Raw genomic sequence first — 26,078 nt, 5'->3', positions numbered from 1 at the left:
TCATGAAGCCGCTGCGGTTGGCCATCGGCGGGGGCATCGGTTCCGGTAAGTCACAGGCAGGGCGGTTGCTGGCCGAGCGGGGCTTCGCAGTTCTCGACTCCGATCAGGTAGGACATTCGATCCTCGAGGTAGGCCATCCGGTCGCCCGCAGGGTTGCCGAGCGCTGGCCGGCCGCCGTGACCCGCGGAGCGATCGACCGGCGCGCGCTGGGACGCATCGTCTTCCGCGACCGGGATCAACTCGCCGAACTCGAGGCGATCACCCACCCGGCCATTCGCCGCGGCATCGCCCGATGGGCCCGGGAGGCAGGCGACCGTCCGGCGGCCGTGGAGATTCCGGTCCTGGCGGACCTGGTCGACGACAGCTGGTTGTGGGTGGTGATCGAAGCACCTCTCGAACTCAGAAGGAAGCGGCTCCGCGGGCGGGGCATGTCCGAAGGGGAGATCGACTCCCGCCTGGCCGCTCAGCCCGCCCGGGGGGCGTGGTTGGAAGCGGCGGACTACGTCATCGACAACGAGGGCACGCGGGAGCATCTGGCCACGGCGCTCGACGACGCCCTGGCACGAATCAGGACCCGCCCCCGACCCGGCCGGTAGACCTCCGGACGCCGGTGCCCGACCGTTTCTTGACGGCGAGCGCGGAGAGGGCCTCCATCACCACGCGGTTGGCCGCCATCGCGGTCAGATCGGCATGGTCAAAGGGCGGGGAGACCTCCACCACGTCCATGCCCGCCAATTCGACCGCGCCGACTATCCGGCGTACCGCCCGTAGCAGCTCGCGGGTACTCATCCCGCCAGGCTCGGCCGTTCCCGTCCCCGGAGCGTAGGCCGGGTCCAGAACGTCTATGTCCACGCTCAGGTACACGGCATCGGCGCCGTCCAATGCCTCTTCGATCGCCCGGTCGACCACCGCCTCGGCGCCATGCTCCTCGATCTCGGTGATGAAGTGCGTCCGGAAGCCCTTCTCCTGCATCCAGGCCAGCGTCTCCCCGTCCGGCCAGTAGCCTCTGAGCCCCACCTGCACGAAGTTCGGTCCCGCGATCGCGCCCGACTCCAGGAGCTTCCGCATCGGGGATCCGTGGTTCGCGATCGGTCCGAAGACTTCGCCGGTGTCGGCGTGCGCATCGAAGTGGACCATCCCGATGCGCGCCGGATCGTTGGCCTCCGCGATGGCGGTGGCCGCCGGCCAGGTGATGCCGTGGTCACCTCCGAGGACGATCGGCACCGTGCCCGTCGCGGCCAGGTCGCGAACCTTGCGGTAGATCATCGCGTAACCCCGTTCCAGCCACACCGGCTCGATGTTGGCGTCCCCGGCGTCGACCACGTCCAGCACCTCGAAGAGGTCCACCCCGAGCTGGAGGGAGTAGAACACGCCGTAGTTGTTGTTGCCCGTCCGTATGGCTCTGGGCCCGAACCTCGCCCCCGGCCGGTAGGTGGTGCCGTCGTCGAGCGGCGCGCCCACGATGACCGCGTCGGGGGCCCGCTCGGCGATCTGGCCGATGTCGGTTACGAGGGGGAGCTTGGCGAACGTGGTGGCCCCCATGTACGCGGGCAGATCGAATTCGCGACGTTCTACGAACTCTTCGCTGTGCCATCCGTGCATGTTCCCGTAATCAGGCATCGCCCCTCGAGCCATCGTCGGCCACGAACGATAGACCATCCCCGCTCGGGCGCCCGTCCGGCTGCCTCCGTATCACCTCCTCCTGCCGGTTGTCACACGACCCCCCTATGATCGAGCGGCGTGGCGGACTTCGCAGTTGTCTCCGACTTCAACCCGGCCGGTGATCAACCTGCCGCCATCACCGCGCTCGCCCAAGGCGTGGAGCGGGGCGACGCCTTCCAGACGCTGCTGGGCATAACCGGCTCCGGGAAGTCAGCCACCATCGCCTGGACCATCGAGCGGGCCCAACGCCCTGCCCTGGTGATTGCTCCCAACAAGGCCCTCGCGGCCCAGTTGGCCTCGGAGTTCCGCCAGTTCTTCCCCGGCAACCGGGTCGAGTACTTCGTTTCCTACTACGACTACTACCAGCCGGAGGCCTACATCCCCCAGACCGACACCTACATCGAGAAGGACGCCACCATCAACGACGAGATCGACCGGCTCCGTCACGCGGCCACCTCGTCGCTGCTGTTCCGGGACGATGTGGTGATCGTGGCCAGCGTGTCCTGCATCTACGGTCTGGGCAGTCCCGACGAGTACGCCGGGCAGGTCCTGCGCCTGATACGAGGCGTCGAGTTCCCGCTCCACCAGGCCATCCGCCGGCTGGTGGACATCCAGTACCAGCGCAACGAGGTGAACCTGGTGCGGGGGCGCTTCCGGGTCAGGGGCGACACCCTTGAAGTCTTCCCCGCCTACGAGGAGACCATCGCCCGGGTGGAGTACTTCGGCGATGAGGTGGAGCGGATCGTCCGGATCAACCCGGTGACAGGTGAGATCATCGACGAGATGAAGGAGCTGTGGGTCTATCCGGCCACCCACTACGCCGCGTCGGAGGAGCGCATGGAGAGGGCGATGGTGGGCATCCAGGCCGAACTGCGGGAACGGCTGGCGGAGCTGGAGCAGCAGGGAAAGCTGCTCGAGGCACAGCGGCTTCGCATGCGCACCACCTACGACCTGGAGATGATCCGGGAGGTGGGGTTCTGCTCCGGGATCGAGAACTACAGCCGCCATATCGACGGCAGGGAGCCGGGGGAGGCGCCCTACACGTTGCTGGACTACTTCCCCGACGACTTCCTGACCATCATCGACGAGAGCCACGTGGCGATCCCGCAGCTACATGGCCAGTACGAGGGGGATCGAAGCCGGAAGGACGTGCTGGTGGAGCACGGTTTCCGCCTGCCTTCGGCCCTTGACAACCGGCCGCTGCGCTTCGACGAGTGGCTGGAGAAGACCGGCCAGGTGATCTTCATGTCGGCCACCCCCAGCCCCTTCGAGCGCAGGCACTCCGACAACATCGTCGAGCAGATAGTGCGGCCCACCGGGCTGGTCGATCCCGAGGTGGTGGTCAGGCCCGCCAAGGGCCAGATCGACGACCTGATCGGGGAGATACGGGACCAGGCCGTGCTGGGCAACCGGATACTGGTCACCACGCTGACGAAGAAGATGTCGGAAGATCTGACCGACTACCTGCTGGAGATGGGGGTCCGGGCCCGCTACCTCCATTCGGAGATCAACACCCTCGAACGGGTCCAGTTGCTACGCGACCTGCGGTTGGGGGACTACGACGTGCTGGTCGGCATCAACCTGCTCCGGGAGGGATTGGACCTGCCGGAGGTGTCGTTGGTGGCGATCCTTGACGCCGACAAGGAGGGCTTCCTGCGCTCCGAGACCAGCCTGATCCAGATCATCGGCCGGGCTGCCCGGAACGTCTCGGGCCGGGTCATCATGTACGCGGACGACGTGACCGATTCCATGAGGGCCGCCATCGGGGAGACCAACCGCCGCCGCCACCTTCAGGTGCGCTACAACGAGGAGCACGGCATCGACCCCCAGACCATCCGCAAGAAGGTGTCCGACATCCTCGAGCTGGTGTCATCGAGCGGTCCATCCTCCAGGCGCCGGGACCGGAGCCTGGGCTCGATGGAGGTGAGCTTCCCGGTGGAACTGGCCGGCGAAGACCTGGGTCGCCTGATCCAGAGCCTCGAGGACGAGATGAGGGAAGCCGCCCGGGAACTCCGCTTCGAGTACGCCGCCCGCCTCCGGGACGAGGTGACCGAGCTCAAGCGCGAGATGAAGGAACTGAGCGAGGTAATCCGGTAGTGACCGGGGCCGGCCCGTCGTCATGCCCGGGAGGTGACGCGACAGGCCGCCCGTAGCCCGTCATGGTGGCTGGTCACGGGCGACCACTAGCATGAACGGTATCCCCGCTTCCCCTGCGCCGAACCGCCCGGGCCCATGATCAGAGACAAGCTCATCGTTCGCGGAGCACGCGAGCACAACCTCCAGGACATCTCCATCGAGTTGCCGCGAGAGAGGTTCATCGTCTTCACCGGCCTGTCCGGGTCCGGAAAGTCCAGCCTGGCGTTCGACACCATCTACGCCGAGGGCCAGCGCCGCTACGTCGAGAGCCTGTCGGCGTACGCACGCCAGTTCCTGGGCCAGATGGACAAGCCCGACGTGGACTTCATCGAGGGCCTGTCACCTGCCATCTCGATCGACCAGAAGACCGCCAGCCGGAATCCCCGTTCCACGGTCGGAACCGTCACCGAGATCCATGACTACCTCCGCCTCCTCTATGCCCGGATCGGTACGCCCCACTGTCCCCGGTGCGGGAAGGTGGTGGAGCGCCAGACGCCCCAGCAGATCGTCGACCGCATAGCCGGGCTCGACGAGGGCACCCGCTTCCAGGTGCTGGCGCCCATCGTCCGGGGACGGAAGGGGGAGTACGAGGAGTTGTTCCGGGACCTGTCCCGCCAGGGATTCAGCCGGGCCAGGGTCGACGGTGAGATCGTCGACCTGGCCGAGTCCATCCGTCTCGACCGCTACTACACCCACACCATCGAGGTGGTGGTGGACCGGCTGGTAGCAGGCCGGGGCGGTGTGCGGCGCCTCACCGACTCTCTGGAGACCGCCCTGGGACTGACGGGCGGCACCGCGGTCATCGACATCATCGGCGGGTCCGAGTTGACCTTCAGCCAGCATCTCTCCTGCGACAGTTGCGGTATCTCGTTCGACCAGATGGAGCCCCGCTCGTTCTCGTTCAACAGCCCCTACGGCGCCTGCGAGGCCTGCTCGGGTATCGGCACCAGGTTCGAGGTGGACCCCCGTCTGGTCGTGCCCGATGACGAGCGCTCCATCGCGGACGGCGCGCTCGCCCCGTGGGCTAGCAACAGCAACCGCTACTACCAGCATCTCCTCAACGGCCTGGCGAGAACGCTGGGCTTCGACGTCGACACCCCGTTCTGCGACCTTGACAGCGAGCACCAGCAGGCCGTGCTGTACGGAACCGGAGACCTCAAGATCCAGGTGTCCTTCACCAACCGGTTCGGCCGCCGGCGGCGCTACCGGGCCAAGTACGAAGGGGTGATCCCGGTACTGCGACGGCGCCACGAGCAGACCGAGTCGGATCGGGCCCGGTCGTTGTACGAGGAGTACATGCGCCAGGTACCCTGCCCGACCTGCTCCGGCGCCCGCCTCAACCCGGTGTCACTGGCCGTCACCGTGGGGGGAATGAACATCTTCGAGGTCTGCGACCGGTCGATCCGGGGCACGCTCGAAGCCCTCGAGCGGCTGGAGCTCGGCGAACGGGATGCGACCATCGCCGGTCCGGTGCTCAAGGAGATCCGGGAGCGTCTCAGGTTCCTCCTCGACGTGGGTCTCGAGTACCTGACCCTCTACCGGGGCGCGGCCAGCCTCTCCGGAGGCGAGGCGCAGCGCATCCGCCTGGCAACCCAGATCGGCTCCGGGCTGGTGGGCGTTCTCTACGTGCTCGACGAGCCTTCCATCGGCCTCCACCAGCGCGACAACCGGCGGCTGCTGGAGACGCTGCTCCGGCTCCGTGATCTCGGCAACACCCTGATCGTGGTCGAGCACGACGAGGAGACCATCCGGACCGCCGACCATGTGGTCGACCTGGGACCGGGAGCGGGGGAGCGGGGCGGGCACGTGGTGGCCCAGGGCGAGCTATCCGACCTCGTGGCCGAGCCGGAGTCGCTGACCGGCGCCTACATGGATGGGCGGCGGCGCATACCCACCCCCGAGCACCGCCGCAACGGCGACGGGCGGTGGCTCAGGGTGATCGGGGCCGCCGAGAACAACCTACGAGACCTCGACGTGGACCTCCCCCTGGGGAAGCTGATCGCTGTCACAGGAGTGTCCGGGAGCGGTAAGTCCTCCCTGGTCCAGGAAATCCTGTCGAAGGGCCTCCACAGCCATCTGTACCGCTCGCGCACCGTTCCGGGAAGGCACCGCCGCATCGAAGGAATGGGGCAACTCGACAAGGTGATCAACATCGACCAGTCGCCCATCGGACGCACACCCCGCTCGAACGCCGCTACGTACACGAAGGTGTTCGACCGGATCCGCAAGCTGTTCTCCTCCACCCCCGAGGCCAGGGCCCGCGGCTACCTGCCTGGGCGGTTCTCGTTCAACGTCAAGGGCGGGCGCTGCGAGGCCTGCCGGGGCGACGGCACGATCCGGATCGAGATGCACTTCCTGCCGGACGTCTACGTACTGTGCGAGATCTGCGAGGGCCGGCGCTACAACCGGGACACCCTGCAGGTGCTCTGGAAGGGCCGGTCGATCGCCGACGTCCTGAACATGCCCGCCGAGGAGGCCCTCTCGTTCTTCGAGGCCCAGCCCCCGATCGCCCGGATCGTCCAGACCATCTGCGACGTCGGCCTCGGTTACATCCGCTTGGGCCAGCCCGCGCCGACCCTCTCGGGCGGGGAGGCCCAGCGGGTGAAGCTGGCGTCCGAGCTGGGCAAGCGGGCCACCGGCAACACCTTCTACATCCTCGACGAGCCCACGACCGGACTCCATTTCGAGGACACGCGCAAGCTCCTGGAAGTGCTCCACCGCCTCGTGGACACGGGCAACACGGTCGTGGTGATCGAGCACAACCTGGACGTGGTGCGTTCCGCCGACTGGATCATCGACCTCGGCCCGGAAGGGGGGGATGAGGGCGGACGGATCGTGGCCTCGGGAACCCCCGAGCAGGTAGCCGCCGTACCCGAGTCCTACACCGGCAAGTTCCTGCGGGACGTCCTCGCGTAGGAGTGCCAGTCCTGCCGCCGAGACCTGAACAGACGGACGATTGGGACGGCATGGCCGGTTGGTGGATGACCGAGGCCGATGATCCGGCCTACGAGGAAGAGGTGGGTCCGCTCTTCCTCCAAGTGCTCGGGCCGCGGAGCGGGCAGGTATTGCTGGACCTGGGTTGCGGGGAAGGGCGCATCGGCGAGAGGCTGGCTGCCCAGGGCGTCCGGGTTGTCGGTGTGGACGTCAATCTCGAGCTGGCCAGCCTGGCCTCGGGTCGCCATCCGGTGTTCCTCGGCCGGCTGCCCGACCTGGCGTGTGTACGCGACGAGGCGGTGGACGGCGCCTACGCCGTCCTGGCGCTGGAGCACCTCGAAGACTCGGGGCGCTTCTTCGCCGAGACCGCCCGGGCCACCCGCTCCGGTGGGTCGTTGACGATCGTCATCAACCATCCCGTCTACACGGCTCCCGGGTCCGGGCCGGTGATCGACCCGACCGACGGCGAGTTGTTCTGGAGGTTCGGGGAATACCTGAGCGAGGGCCGAACCCGGGAGCCGGCCGGAGACCGGTCCGTCGAGTTCATCCACCGACCTATCGGAACGCTGCTCACCCAAGCGGCCACGGCGGGGTGGTCACTCGATGCGGCGCTGGAGCAGGGTGTGGGTTCAAGAGCCGCCTCCAGAGATCCGATCCTTGCTCAGCACGGCGACATCCCCCATCTCATGGCGCTCCGCTGGCGGCGCGATTGAACCCGGGACGCTAGAGGTTCGCCTCCGGCACGCGAAGACCCGGCTCCTCTTGATTCGATGAGGAGCCGGGTCTTCCGTTAGCTGTCTTGGTTCCGGACCCGTCAGCCGGCAGCTCGCGCTGTGGCCAGCCAGTCGTCGACCTTCGCACGGTTGGCGGCGATCCAAGCCTGCGCGTCGGCCTCGACATCAGCCTCCGAATACTCGTCGGCTGCGGCCATCTTGGCGTTCTGAGCCGCGATGTCACCCAGCGGAATCGCCACTACCTCGAGCAGGCGTTGGACATCCGGGTTCCTATCCAGGAAGTCGGTGTTCGCCACCGCTCGAATGTGATTGACGTTCGACTGCAGCCAGACGGCATTCTGACCTTCCACCAGAACGGTGTTCGTCCAGTTGGGCGTCCAGGCATAGAACAGTGCCGATTGACCGGCACTCACCTTGTCCACGACCCCAACGGCCAATTCGTCATAGGTGCCGGAGATCTGCTCCACGCTGGAACCCCAACTCTCGTTGGCGATCTGGTCGTTGATGGCAGACTCGCATCCCCATCCGACGTTGCATCCGAATAGGTCGGCCTTGCCGTCGCCGTCATTGTCGAAGACACCGGCGTTAGCGGCCACACCGTCCATCGAGGTGATCCCCAGACTGTCAGCCGTAGCCTTGTCGATCATCAGGCCGTCGGTGGCACCTTGGGCCACCTGCCAGCCGACCGGTTCGATCGGTAGGTCGACCGCTTGGCCGGTGACGTTCTCTCCTTCAAGATAGAAGTCGTGGAGAGGGAACCACCCATTGGCCCACAGGTCGTACTGCCCGGCGGCCAGGGCCGGATAGAACGAGTAGGGGCTGAGTGTGGCGGCCGCCGGATCGGTGACCTCGTACCCGAGTTCCGTGATCAACTCCGCATAGATGGCAGCTTGCATGTAGCCGGAACTCCAGTTGGCCCGGGCGATCGCCACGGGGCCCTCCTCTTCCGGAACGCCGCAGGCCGAGAGCACGAGTACGAATGCCGCGACCGCGGCGATCGTGGTGCTCGATCTCTTGATCACTTGTCACCTCCTCTCTCCAACCGCTCGATCAATCCGCTGTGTTGGGCTTGGAAGATGGCCTCGTCGTAATGGCTCTCCAAGAGGTCGAGCTCTTCGTCGAAGGCCTTCTTCAGGCTCCACAGCATGATCAGGAGCACGAATAGGAAGGGCAGTCCGGTCGCCACCGCTGCCGTTTGTAGGGCGGACAGGCCGCCTCCGGCCAGCAACACGATTGCCACCGCGCCTTCCATCAACGCCCAGAACACGCGCTGCGGTTTAGGCGAGTCGAGCTTTCCGCCCGAGGTCAGGTGGTCCACCACCAGGGATCCCGAGTCCGACGAGGTGACGAAGAACGAGACCAGTAGCAGGATGCCCACTATCGAGACGAAGAAGGTCCATGGGAAGGCCTCCAGCATCACGAACAGGGCGGTCGCCACGTTCTCGTTCACCGCCGTCGCAACGTCCAGTTCTCCGGTCATCTGCAGGTTCATGGCTGCTCCGCCGAACACCGCGAACCACAGAAAGCACAGGAGGCAGGGAAGGACGATCGTACCGACGATCATTTCCCGCACCGAGCGCCCCTTGGAGATCCGGGCGATGAACATGCCTACGAAGGGGGACCAGGAGATCCACCATCCCCAGTAGAAGATGGTCCACCACTGCTGCCACTGCGTGTCGAGCAGGGCTGCGTTCCAGAACGAGAACTCCGGCAGGATCTGGATGTAGACGCCGATGCTCTCCACGTACAGCGAGAGGACCAGCAGGGTCGGGCCCACCGCCAGTACGAAGACCAGGAAGGCCGCGGCCAGCCATACGTTGAGCGCGCTGAGCCTCTTGACTCCGGCGTCCAGGCCGGCCACAACCGAGATGGTGGCCAGCCCCGTGATACCTGCGATGAGCAGAATCTGGACCAGCAGGGTATCCGGTACGCCGAAGACCTTGTTCAGCCCCGCGGCGGCCTGCGAGGCGCCGAACCCCAGCGAAGTGGCCAGACCGAAGAGGGTGGCCACCACGGTGAGGATATCGATCGCATTGCCCCATCCGCCGTAGATCTTCGGACCGAGGATCGGGTAGAAGACCGAGCGGAAGGTCAGGGGCAGTCCCCGGTTATAGGCGAAGAACCCCAGGGCGAGGGCTACCAGGCCGTACAGCGCCCATCCATGGATCCCCCAGTGGAGGTAGGAGGTCGCCAGCGATGCCCGGGCCGCGCCCGTCGACAAGGGTTCTACGTCGAACAGGGGAGGCGGCGCCGTCAGGTGGAAGATCGGCTCTGCCACGCCCCAGAACATCAACCCGATGCCGAGGCCGGCCGAGATCAGCATGGCGTACCAGGCGGGGGTGGAGAACTCCGGTAGGGCCCCCGGGCCGCCTAGTCGTATCTTGCCGTACCTGCCCAACGCGAAGTAGAGCGCGGCTCCGATGAAGACGTTGAACGCGATGATGTACAGCCAGCCCACCTTCTCGTTGATGAAGGTGAGGATGGCGCTGAACACCCCACCCGCCTGATCCGGGAAGATCAGGGTGGCCGCGATGAAGATCACCAGGAATCCCGCGGCGTAGAACGTCACCTGGGGATGTATGTCGAATCCCCACCTGACTATGTTCTTGTCACCGGGCTCCCGATCGGCCACCTCGGGATAGAAGTCGATGTCAGGGTCTACCTGAAGACCCTGGAAGTGCGCACGTTCCCGGATGGCAGCCTCGCGGCGGCGTTCTTGGTCCTTCTCCCAGTCCTCGTAGGCCTCGGATATGCCGGTGAGATCGAGGTCCTGGTCGTGACCCTTGCCGTCAGCCATGGCGCCACCTCCCGATGCTGATGACCATACGGACCTCCTTTCAGTTGCCTGCCAGTTCCCGCGGCCACTCCCGGCCCGGGGCCTGTGCCCGTTCACTATATGGAGACGGCCATTAATGGGTCGGGGAAACCCAGATATTTTGCTCGGTGAGCAGAAACGGATACCTGGCTAGCCTTGGCGCAGTCCCTACCGGAGACCATCGTGCGCCGCACCCTGATCGCCTGTTCACTGTCGGCTCTGGCACTTCTGGCCATGGGAGCGGTTGTCCCTGCTCTGGGCCAGACGGAGGAGGATCCCGCCGGAGCGAAGACGGTGCGGATGGCCAGGGCGACCTGGGACACCGGCTGGTTCCAGGCCGAGGTATACCGCCTGCTGCTACTGCGCCTGGGATATCGCGTGGAAGGTCCGGTCACCATGGAGAACCCGGACTTCTACCGAGCGGTGGCCGCCGGCGAGGTCGATCTCTGGGTGAACGGATGGTTCCCCACCCACGACGGTCTCATCGAGGAGGACTTCGTGGAGCGAGTCGGGACGCAGGTCGACGCCGGGGCTCTCCAGGGCTACTTCGTCGATGCGGCCACGGCCGGGGCGCACGCCATAACCAACCTCGGGGACCTGGCCGATCCCGAAGTCGCCGCGCTCTTCGACCTGGACGCCGACGGGCGGGCCGACCTGATCGGTTGCGAGACCGGGTGGACCTGTTCCCACATCATCGAGCACCAACTCGAAGCGTTCGGACTGGATACCACGGTCGAACAGGTCCAGGGCGACTATTCCCCGCTGATAGCGGACACGATCGCTCGGTTCGAGGCAGGACAGCCCGTCCTGTACTACACCTGGACTCCCAACTGGACGGTAGGCGAACTGGTGCCCGGCCGTGACGTGGTGTGGCTGGAGACACCGTTCCCCTCCCTGCCTCCCGACCAGTCAGCCTTTCTCGACCAGACCTCGATACCCGGTATACCGGGATGCGCCAACGATCCCTGCCTGGTCGGATGGCCCCCCAACGACATCCGGGCGGTGGCCAACTCCGGCTTTCTCGAGGCCAACCCGGCCGTTCGCCGGCTACTCGAACAGGTGGTGATCCCCCTCGGAGACATCTCCGAACAGAACGCCCACATGGTCCGGGACCACGGTGATCCGGAGGACATCCGACAACACGCCCGGGAATGGGTGGCGCGCAATTCGGACGTGGTGTCCGCGTGGATCGAAGCCGCCGATCCGGGGGCCATCGCGCTGGACACCGGCGTCGGAACCGATACTGTGGCCGCAGGGGGTGTGCTCCGAGTAGCCGCCCGTACCCTCCCGCCCTTCGTCATCTACGACCAAGGTACGTATAACGGCTTCGAGGTCGACCTGGTGAAGCTCATCGCCGCCCACCTCGGCAGGACGGTCGAGATCTACGCGGTCGACACCGTGGCCAAGCAGGTGGATGACATCCACCGCGGGGTAGCCGACGTGGGATTGGGGGGCGTGGCGATTACCGGCCCGCGCGAGGAAGCGATCGACTTCTCGCTTCCCCTGCTCGACACCGGACTCACGATCATGACCCCGACCAGCGGCTCCCAAGCGGTTTGGGACCGCATCTCGGTCTTTCTGTCGGCCATCTGGGGCTCGGACCTGCCGTGGCTGCTCGTGGTGTTCGCGGTTGCCGTTCTGATCGCCGCCCACCTGATCTGGTGGCTGGAACGGACGCACAACCCGGACTTCGCTACGCCCTACGGCCGAGGGATCTGGGACTCGTTCTACTGGTCCGTCGTGACCATGAGCACGGTCGGCTACGGGGACAAGGTGGCCCGTGGAAGATTGGGCAGGCTGTTCGCCTTGATCTGGATCGCTCTGGGGACCCTGGTGTTCGCCAGCTTTACGGCCGCCATCGCCTCGTCTCTGGCGGTGAACGAGCTCCGAGGCGCCATCGACGGACCCGCCGATCTTCCCGGTCACCGGATCGCTACCGTCCACGACTCGGCCGGGTACGACTACCTGACCGGTCTCGGAGTCGGCCCGGTCGTGGTGCACGGGGTCGAACATGCCTACGACCTGCTGGCGCAGGGCGAGGTCGATGCGGTCGTATTCGACGCTCCGGTTCTCCAGTTCCACGTGGCGCGCCAGGGCCAGGGCAGGGTGACCACGGTCGGCCCATTGTTCGAGAAGGTTCAGTACGGGCTGATGGTCGGCGAGGACGACATCGCGCTACGCGAGCAGATCGACCTGGCCCTCCTGGACCTCATCGAGTCCGGCGCCTACAAACAGATCCACGACCGGTGGTTCGGCGCCTTCGGTTGATGGATTCGCCACCGATGAGAGTCATCCCGTGAAGCGCCCTCTTCCGGCCGAGATCCCGGACGCTCCGGGCGCCTACCTGTTCCGTGATCGGCACGGCCGGGTGAACTACGTGGGCAAGGCCAACTCTCTCCGCAAGCGGGTCTCCACCTACTTCACCCGCGATCTGCCTCCGCGGACCCAGGCCATGGTCGAGGCGTCCGACGGGGTGGAGTGGATCATGGTCGATAGCGAGGTAGCGGCCCTTTTCCTGGAGTTCTCGCTGATCAAGGAGCACCGTCCCCGTTTCAACATCCGGCTGCGAGACGACAAGAGCTATCCGTACCTGGCCATTACCAGGTCCGACCTGTGGCCGCGGGCCCGTGTGGTACGGGGTGCCAAGAAGAAGGGTACCCAGTACTTCGGCCCCTTCGCCCATGCCTACGCCATCCGCAACACCCTGGACCTGCTGCTCAAGTCGCTGCCGATCCGCACCTGTTCCGATACGGTGTTCCGGCGCCACGAGCTCAAGGGCAGGCCATGCATCGAGTACGAGATCGAGCGATGCTCGGCGCCCTGCGTCGGCTACGTCGACCCGGATGCCTACGCCGGGTACGTGAGCGGCCTGGAGCAGGTTCTCTCGGGTAGCGCCGACGACCTGATCGATGGCATAGAAGCCCGGATGCGCGAGGCGTCGGACAGACTCGACTTCGAGAGCGCCGCCCGCCTCCGGGACCAGGCCCAGGATGTGAGGCGCGCGGTGGCCCGCCAGGAGGTGGTCACCGAGCGGCGCGAGGACTTCGACCTGATCGCCACGGACGAGACCGACCTCGAGACCTCGGTGCAGGTGCTCAAGGTGCGCAACGGCCGCATCGTGGGTCGGCTGGGCTCGATCATCGACAAGGTCGAGGACGTGACCCCCTCCCAGGTCACGGCCACCGTCCTCCGGGATCTCTACGACGAGTCCTCACCACCGCCCCGTCTCATCCTGGTGGAGGCGCTGCCTCCGGACGACGAGCCGTGGTCGGACCTCCTGTCACAGCGACGCGGTACTCGGGTGACTCTCAGATCTCCCAAGCGTGGCGCCAAGCGCCGCCTGCTCGAGACCGCCAAGACCAACGCCTCCGAGGCTCTCCTGCGGCATCGGCTGAGACGCCAGTCGGACCACAACGCCCGGGCCCGGGACCTGCGCAGCCTCCAGACCGCCCTGGCCCTTCCGGAGCCGCCGCTCCGGATCGAGGCCTACGATATCTCGACCATCCAGGGGCGCCACACCGTGGGTTCGATGGTGGTCCTGGAGGACGGGCTGCCCCGGCGGGGCGACTACCGGAGGTTCCGGATCCGCACGGTGACCGGGCAGGATGACTTCTCCTCCATGGAGGAGGTCATCCGCCGTCGCTTCAGTGCCTACCTAGCCGACCTGGACAAGCCCGTCTCCGAACGGGGCAAGTTCGCCTACCCACCGTCGCTCGTCCTGATCGATGGTGGGCCGGGGCAGATCGCCCGGGCGGTCGAGGTCCTCGCCCAGCTCGATCTCGACATTCCGGTAGCGGGACTGGCGAAGCGCATGGAGGAGGTCTACGTCCCGGGCCAGGTCGATCCGATCGTCATCCCCAGGGACCAGCCCGCGCTCCACCTGCTCCAGCGGGTCCGCGACGAGGCCCACCGCTTCGCCCTCATGTACCACCGCCAACTCCGCGGGAAGCGGATGATCGATTCCATACTCGACGACGTGGACGGGGTCGGACCGGCTCGCAAGAAGGCGCTTGTCCGGACGTTCGGCTCGGTCAAGAAGATGCGGGAGGCCAGCGTGAGCCAGCTGGCCGAGGTGGTGCCGCTACGGGTGGCCGAGAACCTCTACGCTACCCTGCATGGCTGAGCCCGACGCCCAGGTACCGTCCAGGACGCGCCCCGGCTCCCGGTTGCTGGTCCTGACCGGGCTTTCCGGCGCCGGTCGCTCCACAGGCGCCAAAGTCCTCGAAGACCTGGGCTTCTACGTGATCGACAACCTGCCCCCCTCCCTTCTTCGGCCGGTTGTCGAGTTGAACGACCTGCGGGCGAGAGGGCGGCACCTGGCCGTGGTCCTGGACAGCCGGGGCGGCTTTCCTCTGACCGAACTCGAGACCCACATCCAGGAGTTGGAGCGGTCCGGTATCGCCATGACCCTGGTCTTCCTGGACGCCGACGACGACGTCTTGATACGCCGCTACGAGGAGCACCGCCGGCCCCATCCCCTCGGATTGCCCACCCTGGCCGACTCGATTGCCGCCGAGCGCGAGATGATGGTCGACCTCCGGCTTCGAGCCGATATGTACATCAACACCAGCGAGACGAACGTCCATCAGCTCCGCGAGTGGTTCGGGAGCCACCTCTCGGCGCTGGTGGACGAGCATGCCATGCGGCTTGCGGTAACCTCCTTCGGCTTCAAGAACGGTACGCCCCGCGACAATGACCTGATGTTCGACGTACGCTTCCTCCCCAATCCCCACTGGGTGCCCGGCCTCCGCCTCCTCACCGGTCGGGACGAGCCGGTCCGAGACTTCGTGCTTGGCACCGACGACGCGCGCGGCTTCCTGGATCGGATCCGTGACCTGCTCTCGTTCCTGATCCCCCGCTACCGGGAGGAGGGCAAGTCCTACGTGAGCATCGGGATCGGCTGCACGGGGGGACGGCACCGCTCCGTGGCCATCGCCGAGGAACTGGGGGAGTGGCTGGAGGACCAGGGATATCACGCCACCATCAGGCATCGGGACGTCGAGTAGCGAAGGGCAATGGCGGAGAGGTTCTTGACCGTCGCGGATCTTCCGGTGTCCGCGCGCCGCGTCCTGCTGCGGTCCGACCTGAACGTCCCCCTGCGAAACGGGCGCGTGGTCGACGACTTCCGCCTCCGAGCGGCCATCCCCGCCATCCGTCAGCTCCGTGACGCGGGCGCAGCCGTCGTTCTGTGCAGCCATCTGGGGCGTCCCGGAGGCCGAGTGGTGGACGGGATGCGGATGGCGCCCGTCGCCGGCGTGCTGTCCGAACTGGGCGGATTCCCGGTCGTGCACGCCTCCGACTCGGTCGGCCACGACGCCGGACGCCTGGTCAAGGAGGCACGCCCGGGCGACGTGGTACTGCTCGAGAACACCCGATTCCATCCCGGGGAGGTCACCAACGATCCCGATTACGCGTCCGAGTTGGCCGCCTGGGCCGACTTCTTCGTGCTGGACGCCTTCGGCTCGGCCCACCGGGCCCATGCCTCCACCACCGGAGTCTCCGCCCTGCTCAGATCGGCGGCGGGGCCGCTGCTCGAGCGCGAGCTGGCCGTGTTCCGGTCCCTCATGGAGAACCCTCCCGGCCCGTTCACCGTGGTGCTGGGAGGCGCCAAGGTCTCCGACAAGCTTCCCCTGATCCGGACGCTGCTGCCCAAGGTGGACGCCATGCTCGTAGGCGGCGGCATGTGCTTCAGCTTCCTGGCCGTAGAGGGCTACGAGGTCGGGGACTCGCTGGTGGAACCGGACTACTTCGACTCGCTGGACGAGCTCCTGAGCACCCCGGAGGCAGACCGGCTGGTCCTTCCCTCGGACATCGTCACGGCTGACCGGTTCGACGAGGATGCCGACGGCGCCGCGGTCGTTGTGAGTTCCATAGAGGAGGGCACCTGGGGTCTGGACATCGGCCCCGCCACCGCCCGGCAGTTCGCCGAGGTCATCCGCGGTTCGGGATCGGTTTTCTGGAACGGGCCCATGGGCGTGTTCGAGTGGGAGGCATTCCGGTCGGGAACCGCGACGGTGGCGGATGCGATGGCCCGGTCCGGCGCCTTTCGAGTGGCCGGCGGCGGCGACTCCGTGGCCGCGCTGAGGATGCTCGGCCGCGAGGCCGACCTCGACCACCTGTCGACAGGCGGCGGGGCCGGGCTGGAGCTGCTGGAAGGCAAGACCCTGCCGGGCGTGAAGGGACTGGAACGATGGATCCGCTAGCGCGCAAGCCCCTGATGGTGGGCAATTGGAAGATGCATGGGACCTACTTCGAGGCGATGCAGTGGGTACAGGCGCTTAGCTACCAACTCGATCCGGCCGACTACGACCGGGTCGACGTGGGGGTTGCGCCCTCCTTCACCTCGCTCCGGTCGGTCCAGACCGTGGTCCAGATGGACGGCCTTCCGATCCACATAGTGGCGCAGGACGTCCATTGGGCGAAGGAAGGCGCCTACACGGGCGAGGTATCGGCCCGCATGCTGGCCAAGCTGGCCGTCAGCTACGTCATAGTCGGCCATTCGGAACGCCGCCAGCACTGCGGCGAGGACGACCGGATGGTCAACAGGAAGGCGCGGGCGGCGCTGTCGGAAGGGATCGTGCCGATCGTGGCGGTGGGGGAGACCCTGGCGGAACGCGAGGCCGGTAGCGCCGAGGAGACAGTGGGCCGGCAGCTCTCGGGCGCTCTGGCCCGGATACCGTCCGAGCAGGTGGCCCGCCTGGTGGTCGCGTACGAGCCGGTATGGGCGATCGGAACCGGCCGGCATGCCCGGCCATCCGTGGCCCAGGAGATGATCTCGTACATGAGGGACCGCATCCGATCGCGGCACGGCGATGCCGCCGACCGGGTGCGGATCATCTACGGCGGGTCGATCAATCCGGGTAACGTGGCCGCTCTGATGGCCAAGCGGGACATAGACGGCGGTCTGATCGGGGGGGCATCTCTCGACCCCGGGACGCTGGCCGCCTGCGTGAGGTACTGGACCTGAGGGAAGGGGAAGGGAGCGGACGCGCATGACCCGACCGAACCAAGTGGTCCTGTTGCGACACGGTGAGAGCACCTGGAATCTGGAGAACCGCTTCTCGGGCTGGACCGACGTTCCTCTCACCACCGGCGGTGAGGAAGAGGCGGTATCCGCCGGCGTTCTGATGGCCGAGGAGAGCCTGGGTTTCGACATGGTCCACACCTCGCTGCTGCGAAGGGCTATCAGCACCGCCAACCTCGCCCTGGACCGTATGGATCTCCACTGGCTGCCGGTCAGCCGGAGTTGGCGGCTCAACGAGCGTCACTACGGCGGCCTGCAGGGCCTGAACAAGAAGGAGACCGCCGCCCTGCATGGCGCGGATCAGGTCTTCCAATGGAGGCGGAGCTATGCGGTGCTGCCCCCAGCGCTGGAAAGGGAGGACCCGCGCCATCCCCGCTTCGACCGGCGTTACCGGGACGTTGCCGACGATGAGCTCCCCGCCTCCGAGTGCCTGGCCGATGTGGTCGCCCGGGCGGTGCCCTACTGGAAGTCGGGGATCATGCCCGACCTGTCCGCGGGACGCCGCGTCCTGGTGGTCGCCCACGGCAACAGCATCCGCGCCCTGCTCAAGTACTTGAAGGGAATCGGCGACGAGGAGATCACCCGACTCAACATCCCGACCGGGATCCCGCTGGTCGTGGAGTTGGATGACGACCTCGAGTATGCCGGAGACCGTTTCCTGGGCGATCCGGCGGTAGCCGAGGCAGCCGCCGCCGCAGTTGCCGCGCAAGCGGGATAGTGGTCAGTGGCCAGTTGCCCGTGATCGGCTTAACACCCCCGTGCCCGGCACCGCTCAGGCCATGTCAATCGTCATGCCACGGCGGACAACCGCCCACGGATGTTCTGGTTTGTGCCGACGAGGTTGGTAGGATGCTCAGCGGGCTCAAGCGGGCGCTTCGCTTGACGCACCACCACCAACTAGAAACTAACAACTAGGAACTAAGTAATGACTATCGCGATCGCCATCATCACCGTCCTCCACCTGATCGTCGCGGTCGCCCTGGTCTTCCTGATCCTGCTTCATGCCGGCAAGGGTGGGCTCGGCGATATGTTCGGCGGCGGGATGCAGGCCGGCGGCATGGGCGGATCGACGCTCGCCGAACGCAACCTGGACCGCATGACCGTCATCGTGGCGGTTCTATTCGCGGCCACCACCGTCAGCCTGGCGATCCTGCTGGGCCGCTGACCTCATGATCCCCGGCCGGCGATCGGGAGCAGGCCGGCACACGAGCAGATGACCGGACCCTCCGGCGAGACCGCGGCGTGAACCCCGGACGCCGCCTGGCGCTTCTGATCGGCCTGGTGGCCCTGGTTGGCGTCGCCGTGCTGGTCACCCTCCGATCCGCGGGGCCACCGAGCCGCGACACCACGACGCTCGAGGTCGAGGACCCTCAGGAAGCCACCACCACGACCGGCATGACGGCGCCCTCCACCGCATCCGGCGGTGACCAACCGACCGACACGGCTCCGGCGGCCGCCACGGAGGAGGAGTCCGCCGGAACCCTCGCGCCGCCCCCCGAGCCGCCTGATGAACCGCCGGCCACTACGGCGGAGGACACCCTGGCGGTGGACGTGGAAGCCGATCTCCAAGCCCTGCTCGACTCGTTGACCACCGGGGTGGACACCGATGCCATACTCCGCCTCGGCCGGTCCGGTGACCTCCGTGTCGCGTGGGTCATCGCGGATCTCATGCGCTTCATCCACCCCGAGGCCTCGGGCCTCCAGTTCGCCTTCACCGAACTGACGGGCGTGGACCTCGGTCCGAACCCGTGGCGCGACGCCACCAACCAGCTGATCGTATGGGACACCCCCGCGCCGCCCGGATTCGGCGCGTGGAAGGGCGGGTTGTACACCCTGATCGAGTTCGGTTGGGGCCCCTTCTTCGCCGACGAGGACTCACTCATCGATTGGCGTCACGTCACATGGGGCGGGGTGCTGATCGACGATCGCCCACTCAACACGACGCACCTGCCGTGCCCGCGCGGCTGCATCCCGGCGCTCAACGATCCCCTGCTGGTACCCGCCTCCGAGGGCGACTACTACCCCGACGACGCCTACGTGTTCGCGGTGACCGTCAACGGTGAGTCGGTGGCATTCCCCAAGAACATGATGGAAGTCCACGAGATGGTCAACATCACCATCGGGGGGAGGCGACTGGGTATTCCGTACTGCACCCTGTGCGGCTCCGCCCAGGCCTACTTCACGGACGTGGTGCCCGACTCGGTACGCGACCGGCTCGGGGACGCCGGGACGTTCGAGCTCCGCACGTCCGGGCTGCTTTCACGTTCCAATAAGATGATGTACGAGTACCACACGCGTTCCATGTTCGATACGTTCACCGGCCAGGCCGTGAGCGGCCCGCTCCGGGAGGCGGGCGTCCGGCTACCCCAGACCACGATGGTGACCTCGCGGTGGGGCGAGTGGAAGGCGGCCAATCCGCATACCCTCATCGTGGCGGAGGACGGTGGGTTAGGCCGGTCCTACCCGGACGACCCCCTGAGAGGGCGCGACGACGCCGGCCCCATCTTCCCGATAGGAGGCGCTGACGGCCGCCTGCCTGTGCAAGAGAAGGTTCTGGGCGTGCTCGTCGAGGTGGGGACAGAGCCGGTCGTGGTGGCCTTCCCCGTTGTGGATGCGCACGCAACGCTGGATGGCGGAGGGTCGGTCGAGCACGCCGGGATCGTCGTGACGAAGGACGGAGGGGGCCTGCGCGCCCTGGGGCCGGACGGAGTCGAGATCCCCGCCCATGAGGCCTTCTGGTTCGCGTGGAGCCAGTTCCATCCCGGAACCGAGCTCTGGGCACCATCCGAGGGGTAAGGGCGCGGCAGGGTTCCGGCACCGGCGCCCCACTAGTCTTCCGGACAACGTCAGCAGAGGAGAGGAAAATGCCACGGACCGTGCAGGGTGTGGTATCGAAGGCAGTCGGCGAGCCGGTGACCCTCGAGGAGATCGTCATACCGGATCCCGGTCCCGGTGAGGCCGTTGTCAGCATCCAGGCGTGCGGGGTATGCCACACCGACCTCCACTACCGGGAGGGAGGCATCAACAACGACTTCCCCTTCTTCCTCGGCCACGAGGCGGCCGGGGTGGTCGAAGAAGTGGGCGCCGGGGTGACCGAGGTGGAGCCCGGTGACTTCGTCATCCTGAACTGGCGGGCGGTTTGCGGCCAGTGCCGGTCATGCCTGCGGGGCCGGCCCAACATCTGTTTCAGCACCCACAATGCTTCCCAGAAGATGACCCTCGCCGACGGCACGGAGCTGTCGGCTGCCCTCGGCATCGGCGCGTTCGCGGATGCCACCCTCGTGGCGGCCGGGCAGTGCACGAAGGTGGACCCCGCCGCCTCGCCGGTGGCGGCCGGCCTGCTCGGTTGCGGGGTCATGGCAGGCATAGGGGCCGCCATGAACACCGGGGGCGTGGGCCCGGGCGACAGCGTGGCGGTGTTCGGCTGCGGAGGAGTCGGCGACGGCGCCATCGCCGGGGCCAAGCTCGCCGGAGCCACCACCATCATCGGGGTGGACATCGACGACCGGAAACTCGAATGGGCGACAGAGTTCGGGGCCACCCACACCATCAACTCCAACGACGAGGACCCGGTCCATGCCATCAAGGCGCTGACCGGAGGCAACGGGGTCGATGTGGCCATCGAGGCGATCGGCCTGCCACACGTCTACCAGCAGGCCTTCAAGGCCCGTGACCTGGCCGGCACCGTGGTGCTCGTGGGGGTGCCCGCCCCCGACATGACCCTCGAGTTGCCGTTCATCGAGGTCTTCGGCCGCGGAGGCGCCCTGAAGTCGAGTTGGTACGGGGACTGCCTCCCCTCCAAGGACTTCCCCATGCTGATCGACCTGTACCTCCAGGGCCGTCTCGATCTGGACCGCTTCGTCTCCGAGACGATCGGAGTGGGAGACGTAGAGGAGGCCTTCCACAAGATGGAGCGCGGGGAAGTACTTCGTTCGGTCGTCGTCTTTTAGGGCGGGCTCGACCATGCCACTCGAACTGGTAACCACCGACGGGCTGTTCCGCCTCGACGGCGGGGAGTGGGAGGTCACCAACAACATCTGGCTGATCGGTAACGATCAGGAGGTTCTGGTGATCGACGCCGGCCACGATCACGCGCCGATAGTGGAGGCGGTAGCGGGACGGCGAGTGATTGCCATCGTCGCAACCCACGGCCATAACGACCACATCAACTCGGCGGTCGCCCTGCGTGAGCACGTAGACGCTCCCATCATGCTGCACCCCGACGACCGGATGCTGTGGGACATGGTGTATGCCGATGCCACACCTGATCGCGACCTGGCCCACGGCGCCACCCTGCGGGCGGCCGGACACGAGCTGGCAGTGATCCACACCCCTGGTCACTCACCGGGCTCGTGCTGCTTCCTGGACGATGGAAGCGGGCTGGTGTTCTCGGGAGACACCCTGTTCAACGGGGGTCCGGGGGCTACCGGACGGAGCTTCAGCGATCGGCCCACCCTGCTCCGGAGTATCCGCGACATGTTGCTGGTCCTACCGGACGAGACCGTCGTCCACACCGGCCATGGTGACAGCACCACCATCGGCGCGGAGCGAACCGGGGTGCTCGACCGGATCGCCCGGCTCGGCGTCAACTGATCAAGGGCCCCGCGGTGGGTATACTCGTGCCCCCGCTCGGGTCGGAGTGGCGGAACTGGTAGACGCGCTAGGTTGAGGGCCTAGTGCCCGCAAGGGCGTGGAGGTTCGAGTCCTCTCTCCGACACCTGTGGTCTGTCTGCGGAACAACCAGGCGTGGTCTGGCGGTCATCGGCGTCCCGTCGCTGCGTTCCGCTTCCTCTACGTACCGCTGCGGGTACGCCTTCGTCACCGGGCCTTGCGAGGAACACCGCTGCCGACGCCACACCATGCCGCCATTCCACAGACAGACCACTAGCCGGAGGTATCCTTCGGTCGTGTCCCGGGTCGATCAAACCCACGGGGAGCCCGAGGGACCGGTGGTCCTGGGATCCCCCTCCATCCATCCCGACTCCTTCGTGGCGCCGGGCGTTCACATCTACGGCAACGCCGTGATCGAAGCCCGCGCCGTGGTCATGTTCGGGGTGGTTATCCGCGCCGAATTGGACCGGGTGGTGGTGGGGGAGGGATCAAACCTCCAGGACAACGTGGTGATGCATTGCGACCCCGGCTTCCCGTGTGTGGTCGGCAGGGACACCACGGTGGGACACGCCGCGGTGCTGCACAGCGTGAGGGTCGGAGACCATTGCCTGGTCGGGATCGGCTCTATGGCGCTCACCGGCTCCGAACTGGGTGAGGGCGCCTGGCTGGCGTCCGGGGCGGTGCTGCCGGAGGGACGGGTCATCCCGCCCTGGACCCTCGCCATGGGTATCCCGGCCAAGCCGGTGAGGCGGCTGACCGATGACGAGATCGAGCGGCAGAGATCGGGAGTGGCCACATACCAGCAGTTCCTGGAGGCCTACAAGCCCTTGCTGGGATGAAGCCCGCCCTCTCCGGGTTGCGGACGTCGCTGGGGCCCTGAGGCGAGACTCCGGATCTCCTTGAGGAATACCCACCGACCACTAGGCTTGAGCGCCCCTGCCGGATCACACACGCCATGAAGCAAGCCGAAATCCCCCAGTTGATATCCGAACTGCTCGAGATGTCGAAGGCGTACCTCGCCCAGGAGGCGGTGGCGCCCTTGCGCCGGGTGGCGCGTTTCGCGGGGTTCAGCCTGCTGGCCGGACTGCTGTTCGCCGCGGGGTGGTTGATGCTCTCGATCGCAGGGCTCAGACTGGTGCTGGACCTGCTTCCCGACAGCGCGCTGTGGAGTGTCCTGGGCTACTTCATCGGCGCGGCACTGGCCGTTCTGCTGGCCCTCTTCGTGATGTGGCTGGCCAACCGACCCAGGGAGTCCCTGTGATCACCCGTGACGACATCGAGGCCAAGGCTCACCAGATCGAGGAAGCCGTCAACGACACCGGCGACTTCGTCCGCTCGGCCGCGATGAGGAACGCGTTGGCCTGGGCGGGCGCGCTCGCCGTCGTCTTCCTGGCCGGACGGAGGCGCGCCAGGCGCCGCGGAGCCCGGGTCGAGATCCACCGCCTGTAGTTCTCTAGCTGTCTACCCGGAAGGTCGCCGGCGCCTCGCCCGGCCGCGAGACCCGTAGGCCGACGGTCTCACCGGCCTTCACCTTTACCGTTGCTACCCGTGAGCGGTCCGGCCGCCAACGCCTGTTAAACCGCGCCACCAGCACGATCAGGCCTACCAGTATGAGCGGCGACTTGCCTTCTCGAAGGCCCTGGAAGAGGTAACGAGCACCGCGACGAGCGGAGAGGAACCGGATCATCACCGCTCAGGCTAGCCATGTCCTCGTGGCCGGTGGGAGGGACGCCAGGCTCACTGGCCGCGACGAAGGGGTTGAAAGTGTCACACGTCCGCGATACGTTGCCGACCGCCAAGCACCTACACCGGACGCAAGCGTTACCGATCGGAGCGACCCGGCCCGCAGGGAACATACCGGCTTATGGGAGCGACCCGCCCACACCCGGCTCCAACCCGGGTATGGCCCAACACGCCCCCACGCCAAGGACAGGTGGTGGCGGGGGAGGGCCCGGGGCGGAGCAACCGTTTGCCGGGGCGTCGATTTTCGCGTTCTTCGGGCGGGCTCATCACACTAGATTGGCGGAGAGGTGTTCGGAGTGCGGAGACGACGACTCGAAAATACGCCTCGCCGGAGCACCAGGAGAGGAGCATATGAGGCACACGCCCACATGGGTGAAAGTGGTGGTTTGGGTCACCGTGGCCGGCATGGTGCTGACCTTGGTGGCCAGCCTGGCCTCGATCGGGTTTTGACCGTCGTGGCGGCGGGAATCCCGTTCGGGGAGGGCGAGCCGGCTCTCCTGCTCGACGACAAGGGGCGCAAGTACCTCTTGCAACTTCGCTCCACCGGCACCTTCCAGTACCACCGGGGAAGCCTTGCCCACGCCGACATCATCGGCCGGCCCGAGGGGACCAGGTTCACATCCTCCAACGGCGCGCCGTTGATAGGCGTCCGTCCTCGCCTGGCCGATTACGTACTCAAGATGCGGCGCGGGCCGCAGGTGGTGTACCCCAAGGATCTCGGCCCGATCCTCGTGTATGCCGACATCCGGCCCGGCGCCACCGTCCTGGAGGCCGGCACGGGCTCCGGGGCCGCCACTCTGGCCCTGGTCCGGGCGGTGGGTCGGACCGGCAGGGTGATCTCGTGCGAGCTCCGCGAGGACCACGCCGCCCGCGGACGGGCCAACGTCGAGCGCTACTTCGGCTCGATTCCAGACCACCTGGACCTTCGGGTGGGCGACGTCCGTGAGATCGCGGCCGAGGTCGAGCACGACCGCCTCGTTCTGGACCTGGCGGAGCCCTGGCAGGTCATCCCGGCCACGGCCGAGACGCTACGACCCGGAGGTCTGGTGGCCGGCTACGTCCCCACCGTTCCGCAGGTTGACAGGTTCCACAGCGCCCTGGAGTCCAGCGGGCGGTTCGTCGATGTCGAGACCTTCGAGATCCTGCTCCGGACCTGGCACGTCGCGGGCCGCTCGGTCCGCCCGGATCACGGGATGGTCGGCCATACCGGATTCGTGACCACCGCCCGATGCGTCAACCCGCCGTGAGGGGTATGAGATTGTCCGGGAAGTCCGCATCCACTCGTATACTGCCCGCAATGCTCAGGCGGGTGAATGACTGACCGACAGATGCCGTACGAATACGAGCACAGGATCAACGCGCTCCGAGGCACCGTCCACGCGCTCGAGGAAGAGGTCTCCGTGCTGCGCCGTCGCCTCCAGGACGGCCCGCGCCGGGTCCGGCTCCTGGAGAGCCGTCTCACCGAGGCCAAGTCCCAGCTCAACCTGGCAGGCCAGCGTAACGAGAAGCTGTCCGCTGTCCTGGAGGAGGCCAGGGAGCAACTCGCCATGCTCCGGGCAGAGGTGGACAAGCTCACCACCGCCCCCAATCCGTTCGCCACGGTCCTGGGCGTCAACAGCGACAGCACCGTCGACGTGATCAGCGGGGGGCGGCAGATGCGCGTGAACGCCCAGCCCTCCATCGAGATCAAGGAACTCCAGCGCGGCCAGCAGGTGCTGGTGAACGACTCGATGAACATCGTGGAGGTGAGGGACTTCGACCGCCAGGGTCAGGTCGTCACCATCAAGGAGATCCTCTCCGAAGAGCGGCTACTGGTGATGGCCCACGCCGATGAGGAGCGGGTCGTGGAGTTGGCCGGGCCACTGCAGCGGGTCTTCTTGAGAATCGGGGACCACGTCCGCATCGACCCCCGCCACGGCCTGGCCTACGAGAGGCTGATCCGGCCTGAGGTGGAGGAACTGGTGCTCGAGGAGGTTCCCGACGTCACCTACGACCATGTGGGCGGACTTCACGACCAGATCGAAGCGATCAAGGACGCGGTGGAACTCCCGTACGTCCACCGGGACCTGTTCGAGGAATACGGGCTGGTGGCACCCAAGGGCGTCCTCCTCTACGGGCCGCCGGGATGCGGCAAGACCCTCATCGCCAAAGCGGTGGCCAACAGCCTGGCCGACGCGGTGGCCAGGCGTACGGGCCACGACGACGCCCGGTCCTACTTCCTCAATATCAAGGGTCCGGAGCTCCTCAACAAGTACGTAGGCGAGACCGAGCGGCAGATCCGGCTGATCTTCCAGCGAGCCCGGGAGAAGTCGGACGAAGGCGTGCCCGTGATCGTCTTCTTCGATGAGATGGACTCCCTCTTCAGGACCCGAGGCACCGGCATCTCATCCGACGTCGAATCCACCATCGTCCCGCAGCT

22 protein-coding genes and 1 tRNA gene are annotated in these 26,078 nt (G+C 66.7%); 20 read left to right on the top strand and 3 right to left on the bottom strand.

Translation table 11 applies throughout. From position 1 onward, the window contains the following. Positions 1-2 precede the first annotated feature (2 nt). Complete coding sequence (coaE, locus tag OXK16_00965; protein ID MDE0374524.1) at positions 3-596, top strand: dephospho-CoA kinase; 594 nt, start codon at positions 3-5, stop codon at positions 594-596. On the opposite strand, the gene speB is transcribed toward coaE, so the two are convergent. Next, positions 568-1,620 (bottom strand): agmatinase, encoded by a 1,053-nt coding sequence (speB, locus tag OXK16_00960; GenBank protein MDE0374523.1) that lies wholly within the window; start codon positions 1,618-1,620, stop codon positions 568-570. The genes coaE and speB overlap by 29 nt on opposite strands. Positions 1,621-1,740: 120 nt before the next feature. On the opposite strand from speB, the gene uvrB reads away from it, so the two are divergent. The 3 genes from uvrB to OXK16_00945 all read left to right on the top strand — a co-directional run bounded on the left by uvrB (position 1,741) and on the right by OXK16_00945 (position 7,445). Then, a complete protein-coding gene (gene uvrB / locus OXK16_00955; GenBank protein MDE0374522.1) occupies positions 1,741-3,759 on the top strand; it encodes an excinuclease ABC subunit UvrB in 2,019 nt (672 codons plus the stop codon). 138 nt (positions 3,760-3,897) lie between these two features. Further along, complete coding sequence (uvrA, locus tag OXK16_00950) at positions 3,898-6,714, top strand: excinuclease ABC subunit UvrA (GenBank protein MDE0374521.1); 2,817 nt, start codon at positions 3,898-3,900, stop codon at positions 6,712-6,714. Positions 6,715-6,779: 65 nt separating this feature from the next. Beyond that, complete coding sequence (locus tag OXK16_00945) at positions 6,780-7,445, top strand: class I SAM-dependent methyltransferase (GenBank protein MDE0374520.1); 666 nt, start codon at positions 6,780-6,782, stop codon at positions 7,443-7,445. A 101-nt stretch (positions 7,446-7,546) separates the two neighbouring features. Here OXK16_00945 and OXK16_00940 read toward each other — a convergent pair whose 3' ends face one another. Both OXK16_00940 and OXK16_00935 read right to left on the bottom strand, forming a co-directional pair. Next, on the bottom strand, positions 7,547-8,488 hold the full coding sequence (locus OXK16_00940; GenBank protein MDE0374519.1) for a hypothetical protein: 942 nt from the start codon (positions 8,486-8,488) through the stop codon (positions 7,547-7,549). After that, a complete protein-coding gene (locus OXK16_00935) occupies positions 8,485-10,263 on the bottom strand; it encodes a BCCT family transporter (protein MDE0374518.1) in 1,779 nt (592 codons plus the stop codon). The genes OXK16_00940 and OXK16_00935 overlap by 4 nt, the downstream gene beginning before the upstream one ends. Before the next feature lie 174 nt (positions 10,264-10,437). Here OXK16_00935 and proX point away from each other — a divergent pair, with 174 nt between their 5' ends. The 16 genes from proX to OXK16_00855 form a co-directional block, all read left to right on the top strand. Then, on the top strand, positions 10,438-12,549 hold the full coding sequence (gene proX, locus OXK16_00930) for a glycine betaine/L-proline ABC transporter substrate-binding protein ProX (GenBank protein MDE0374517.1): 2,112 nt from the start codon (positions 10,438-10,440) through the stop codon (positions 12,547-12,549). Between the two features lie 28 nt (positions 12,550-12,577). Next, a complete protein-coding gene (gene uvrC / locus OXK16_00925) occupies positions 12,578-14,404 on the top strand; it encodes an excinuclease ABC subunit UvrC (GenBank protein ID MDE0374516.1) in 1,827 nt (608 codons plus the stop codon). Beyond that, positions 14,397-15,287: an RNase adapter RapZ gene (rapZ, locus tag OXK16_00920; protein MDE0374515.1), complete on the top strand. Its 891-nt coding sequence runs from the start codon at positions 14,397-14,399 to the stop codon at positions 15,285-15,287. The genes uvrC and rapZ overlap by 8 nt, the downstream gene beginning before the upstream one ends. A gap of 9 nt (positions 15,288-15,296) precedes the next feature. Continuing rightward, positions 15,297-16,484, top strand: a complete 1,188-nt coding sequence (locus OXK16_00915) for a phosphoglycerate kinase (protein MDE0374514.1) — start codon at positions 15,297-15,299, stop codon at positions 16,482-16,484. Beyond that, positions 16,472-17,248 carry a triose-phosphate isomerase gene (gene tpiA / locus OXK16_00910; protein MDE0374513.1) on the top strand — a complete coding sequence of 259 codons (777 nt, stop codon included), beginning with the start codon at positions 16,472-16,474 and terminating at the stop codon, positions 17,246-17,248. Before OXK16_00915 ends, tpiA begins: the two co-directional genes overlap by 13 nt. A 25-nt stretch (positions 17,249-17,273) precedes the next feature. Beyond that, positions 17,274-18,023: a 2,3-diphosphoglycerate-dependent phosphoglycerate mutase gene (gpmA, locus tag OXK16_00905; protein MDE0374512.1), complete on the top strand. Its 750-nt coding sequence runs from the start codon at positions 17,274-17,276 to the stop codon at positions 18,021-18,023. Positions 18,024-18,230: 207 nt separating this feature from the next. Continuing rightward, on the top strand, positions 18,231-18,470 hold the full coding sequence (gene secG / locus OXK16_00900) for a preprotein translocase subunit SecG (protein MDE0374511.1): 240 nt from the start codon (positions 18,231-18,233) through the stop codon (positions 18,468-18,470). A gap of 77 nt (positions 18,471-18,547) precedes the next feature. Further along, positions 18,548-20,101 carry a DUF3179 domain-containing (seleno)protein gene (locus tag OXK16_00895; protein MDE0374510.1) on the top strand — a complete coding sequence of 518 codons (1,554 nt, stop codon included), beginning with the start codon at positions 18,548-18,550 and terminating at the stop codon, positions 20,099-20,101. A gap of 68 nt (positions 20,102-20,169) precedes the next feature. After that, on the top strand, positions 20,170-21,255 hold the full coding sequence (locus OXK16_00890; protein ID MDE0374509.1) for an S-(hydroxymethyl)mycothiol dehydrogenase: 1,086 nt from the start codon (positions 20,170-20,172) through the stop codon (positions 21,253-21,255). A 13-nt stretch (positions 21,256-21,268) separates the two neighbouring features. After that, positions 21,269-21,898 (top strand): MBL fold metallo-hydrolase, encoded by a 630-nt coding sequence (locus tag OXK16_00885; protein ID MDE0374508.1) that lies wholly within the window; start codon positions 21,269-21,271, stop codon positions 21,896-21,898. 40 nt (positions 21,899-21,938) lie between these two features. Further along, positions 21,939-22,022 (top strand) — tRNA-Leu (locus OXK16_00880). Between the two features lie 190 nt (positions 22,023-22,212). Continuing rightward, the gene (locus OXK16_00875; GenBank protein ID MDE0374507.1) at positions 22,213-22,755 is read left to right on the top strand and encodes a gamma carbonic anhydrase family protein; all 543 of its coding nucleotides are present in this window, start codon (positions 22,213-22,215) and stop codon (positions 22,753-22,755) included. A gap of 116 nt (positions 22,756-22,871) precedes the next feature. After that, the gene (locus OXK16_00870; protein ID MDE0374506.1) at positions 22,872-23,177 is read left to right on the top strand and encodes a hypothetical protein; all 306 of its coding nucleotides are present in this window, start codon (positions 22,872-22,874) and stop codon (positions 23,175-23,177) included. Beyond that, positions 23,174-23,365: a hypothetical protein gene (locus OXK16_00865; protein MDE0374505.1), complete on the top strand. Its 192-nt coding sequence runs from the start codon at positions 23,174-23,176 to the stop codon at positions 23,363-23,365. Before OXK16_00870 ends, OXK16_00865 begins: the two co-directional genes overlap by 4 nt. A 749-nt stretch (positions 23,366-24,114) precedes the next feature. Continuing rightward, positions 24,115-24,906 carry a tRNA (adenine-N1)-methyltransferase gene (locus tag OXK16_00860; GenBank protein MDE0374504.1) on the top strand — a complete coding sequence of 264 codons (792 nt, stop codon included), beginning with the start codon at positions 24,115-24,117 and terminating at the stop codon, positions 24,904-24,906. Positions 24,907-24,987: 81 nt separating this feature from the next. Next, on the top strand, positions 24,988-26,078 hold a 1,091-nt coding region (locus OXK16_00855), incomplete at its 3' end, for an AAA family ATPase (GenBank protein MDE0374503.1).

It is taken from the genome of bacterium (assembly GCA_028821235.1).
Lineage (GTDB): Bacteria > Actinomycetota > Acidimicrobiia > Spongiisociales > Spongiisociaceae > Spongiisocius.
Note: the sequence above shows the minus strand (reverse complement) of the source record. Positions and strands in the feature narration are given on the sequence as shown.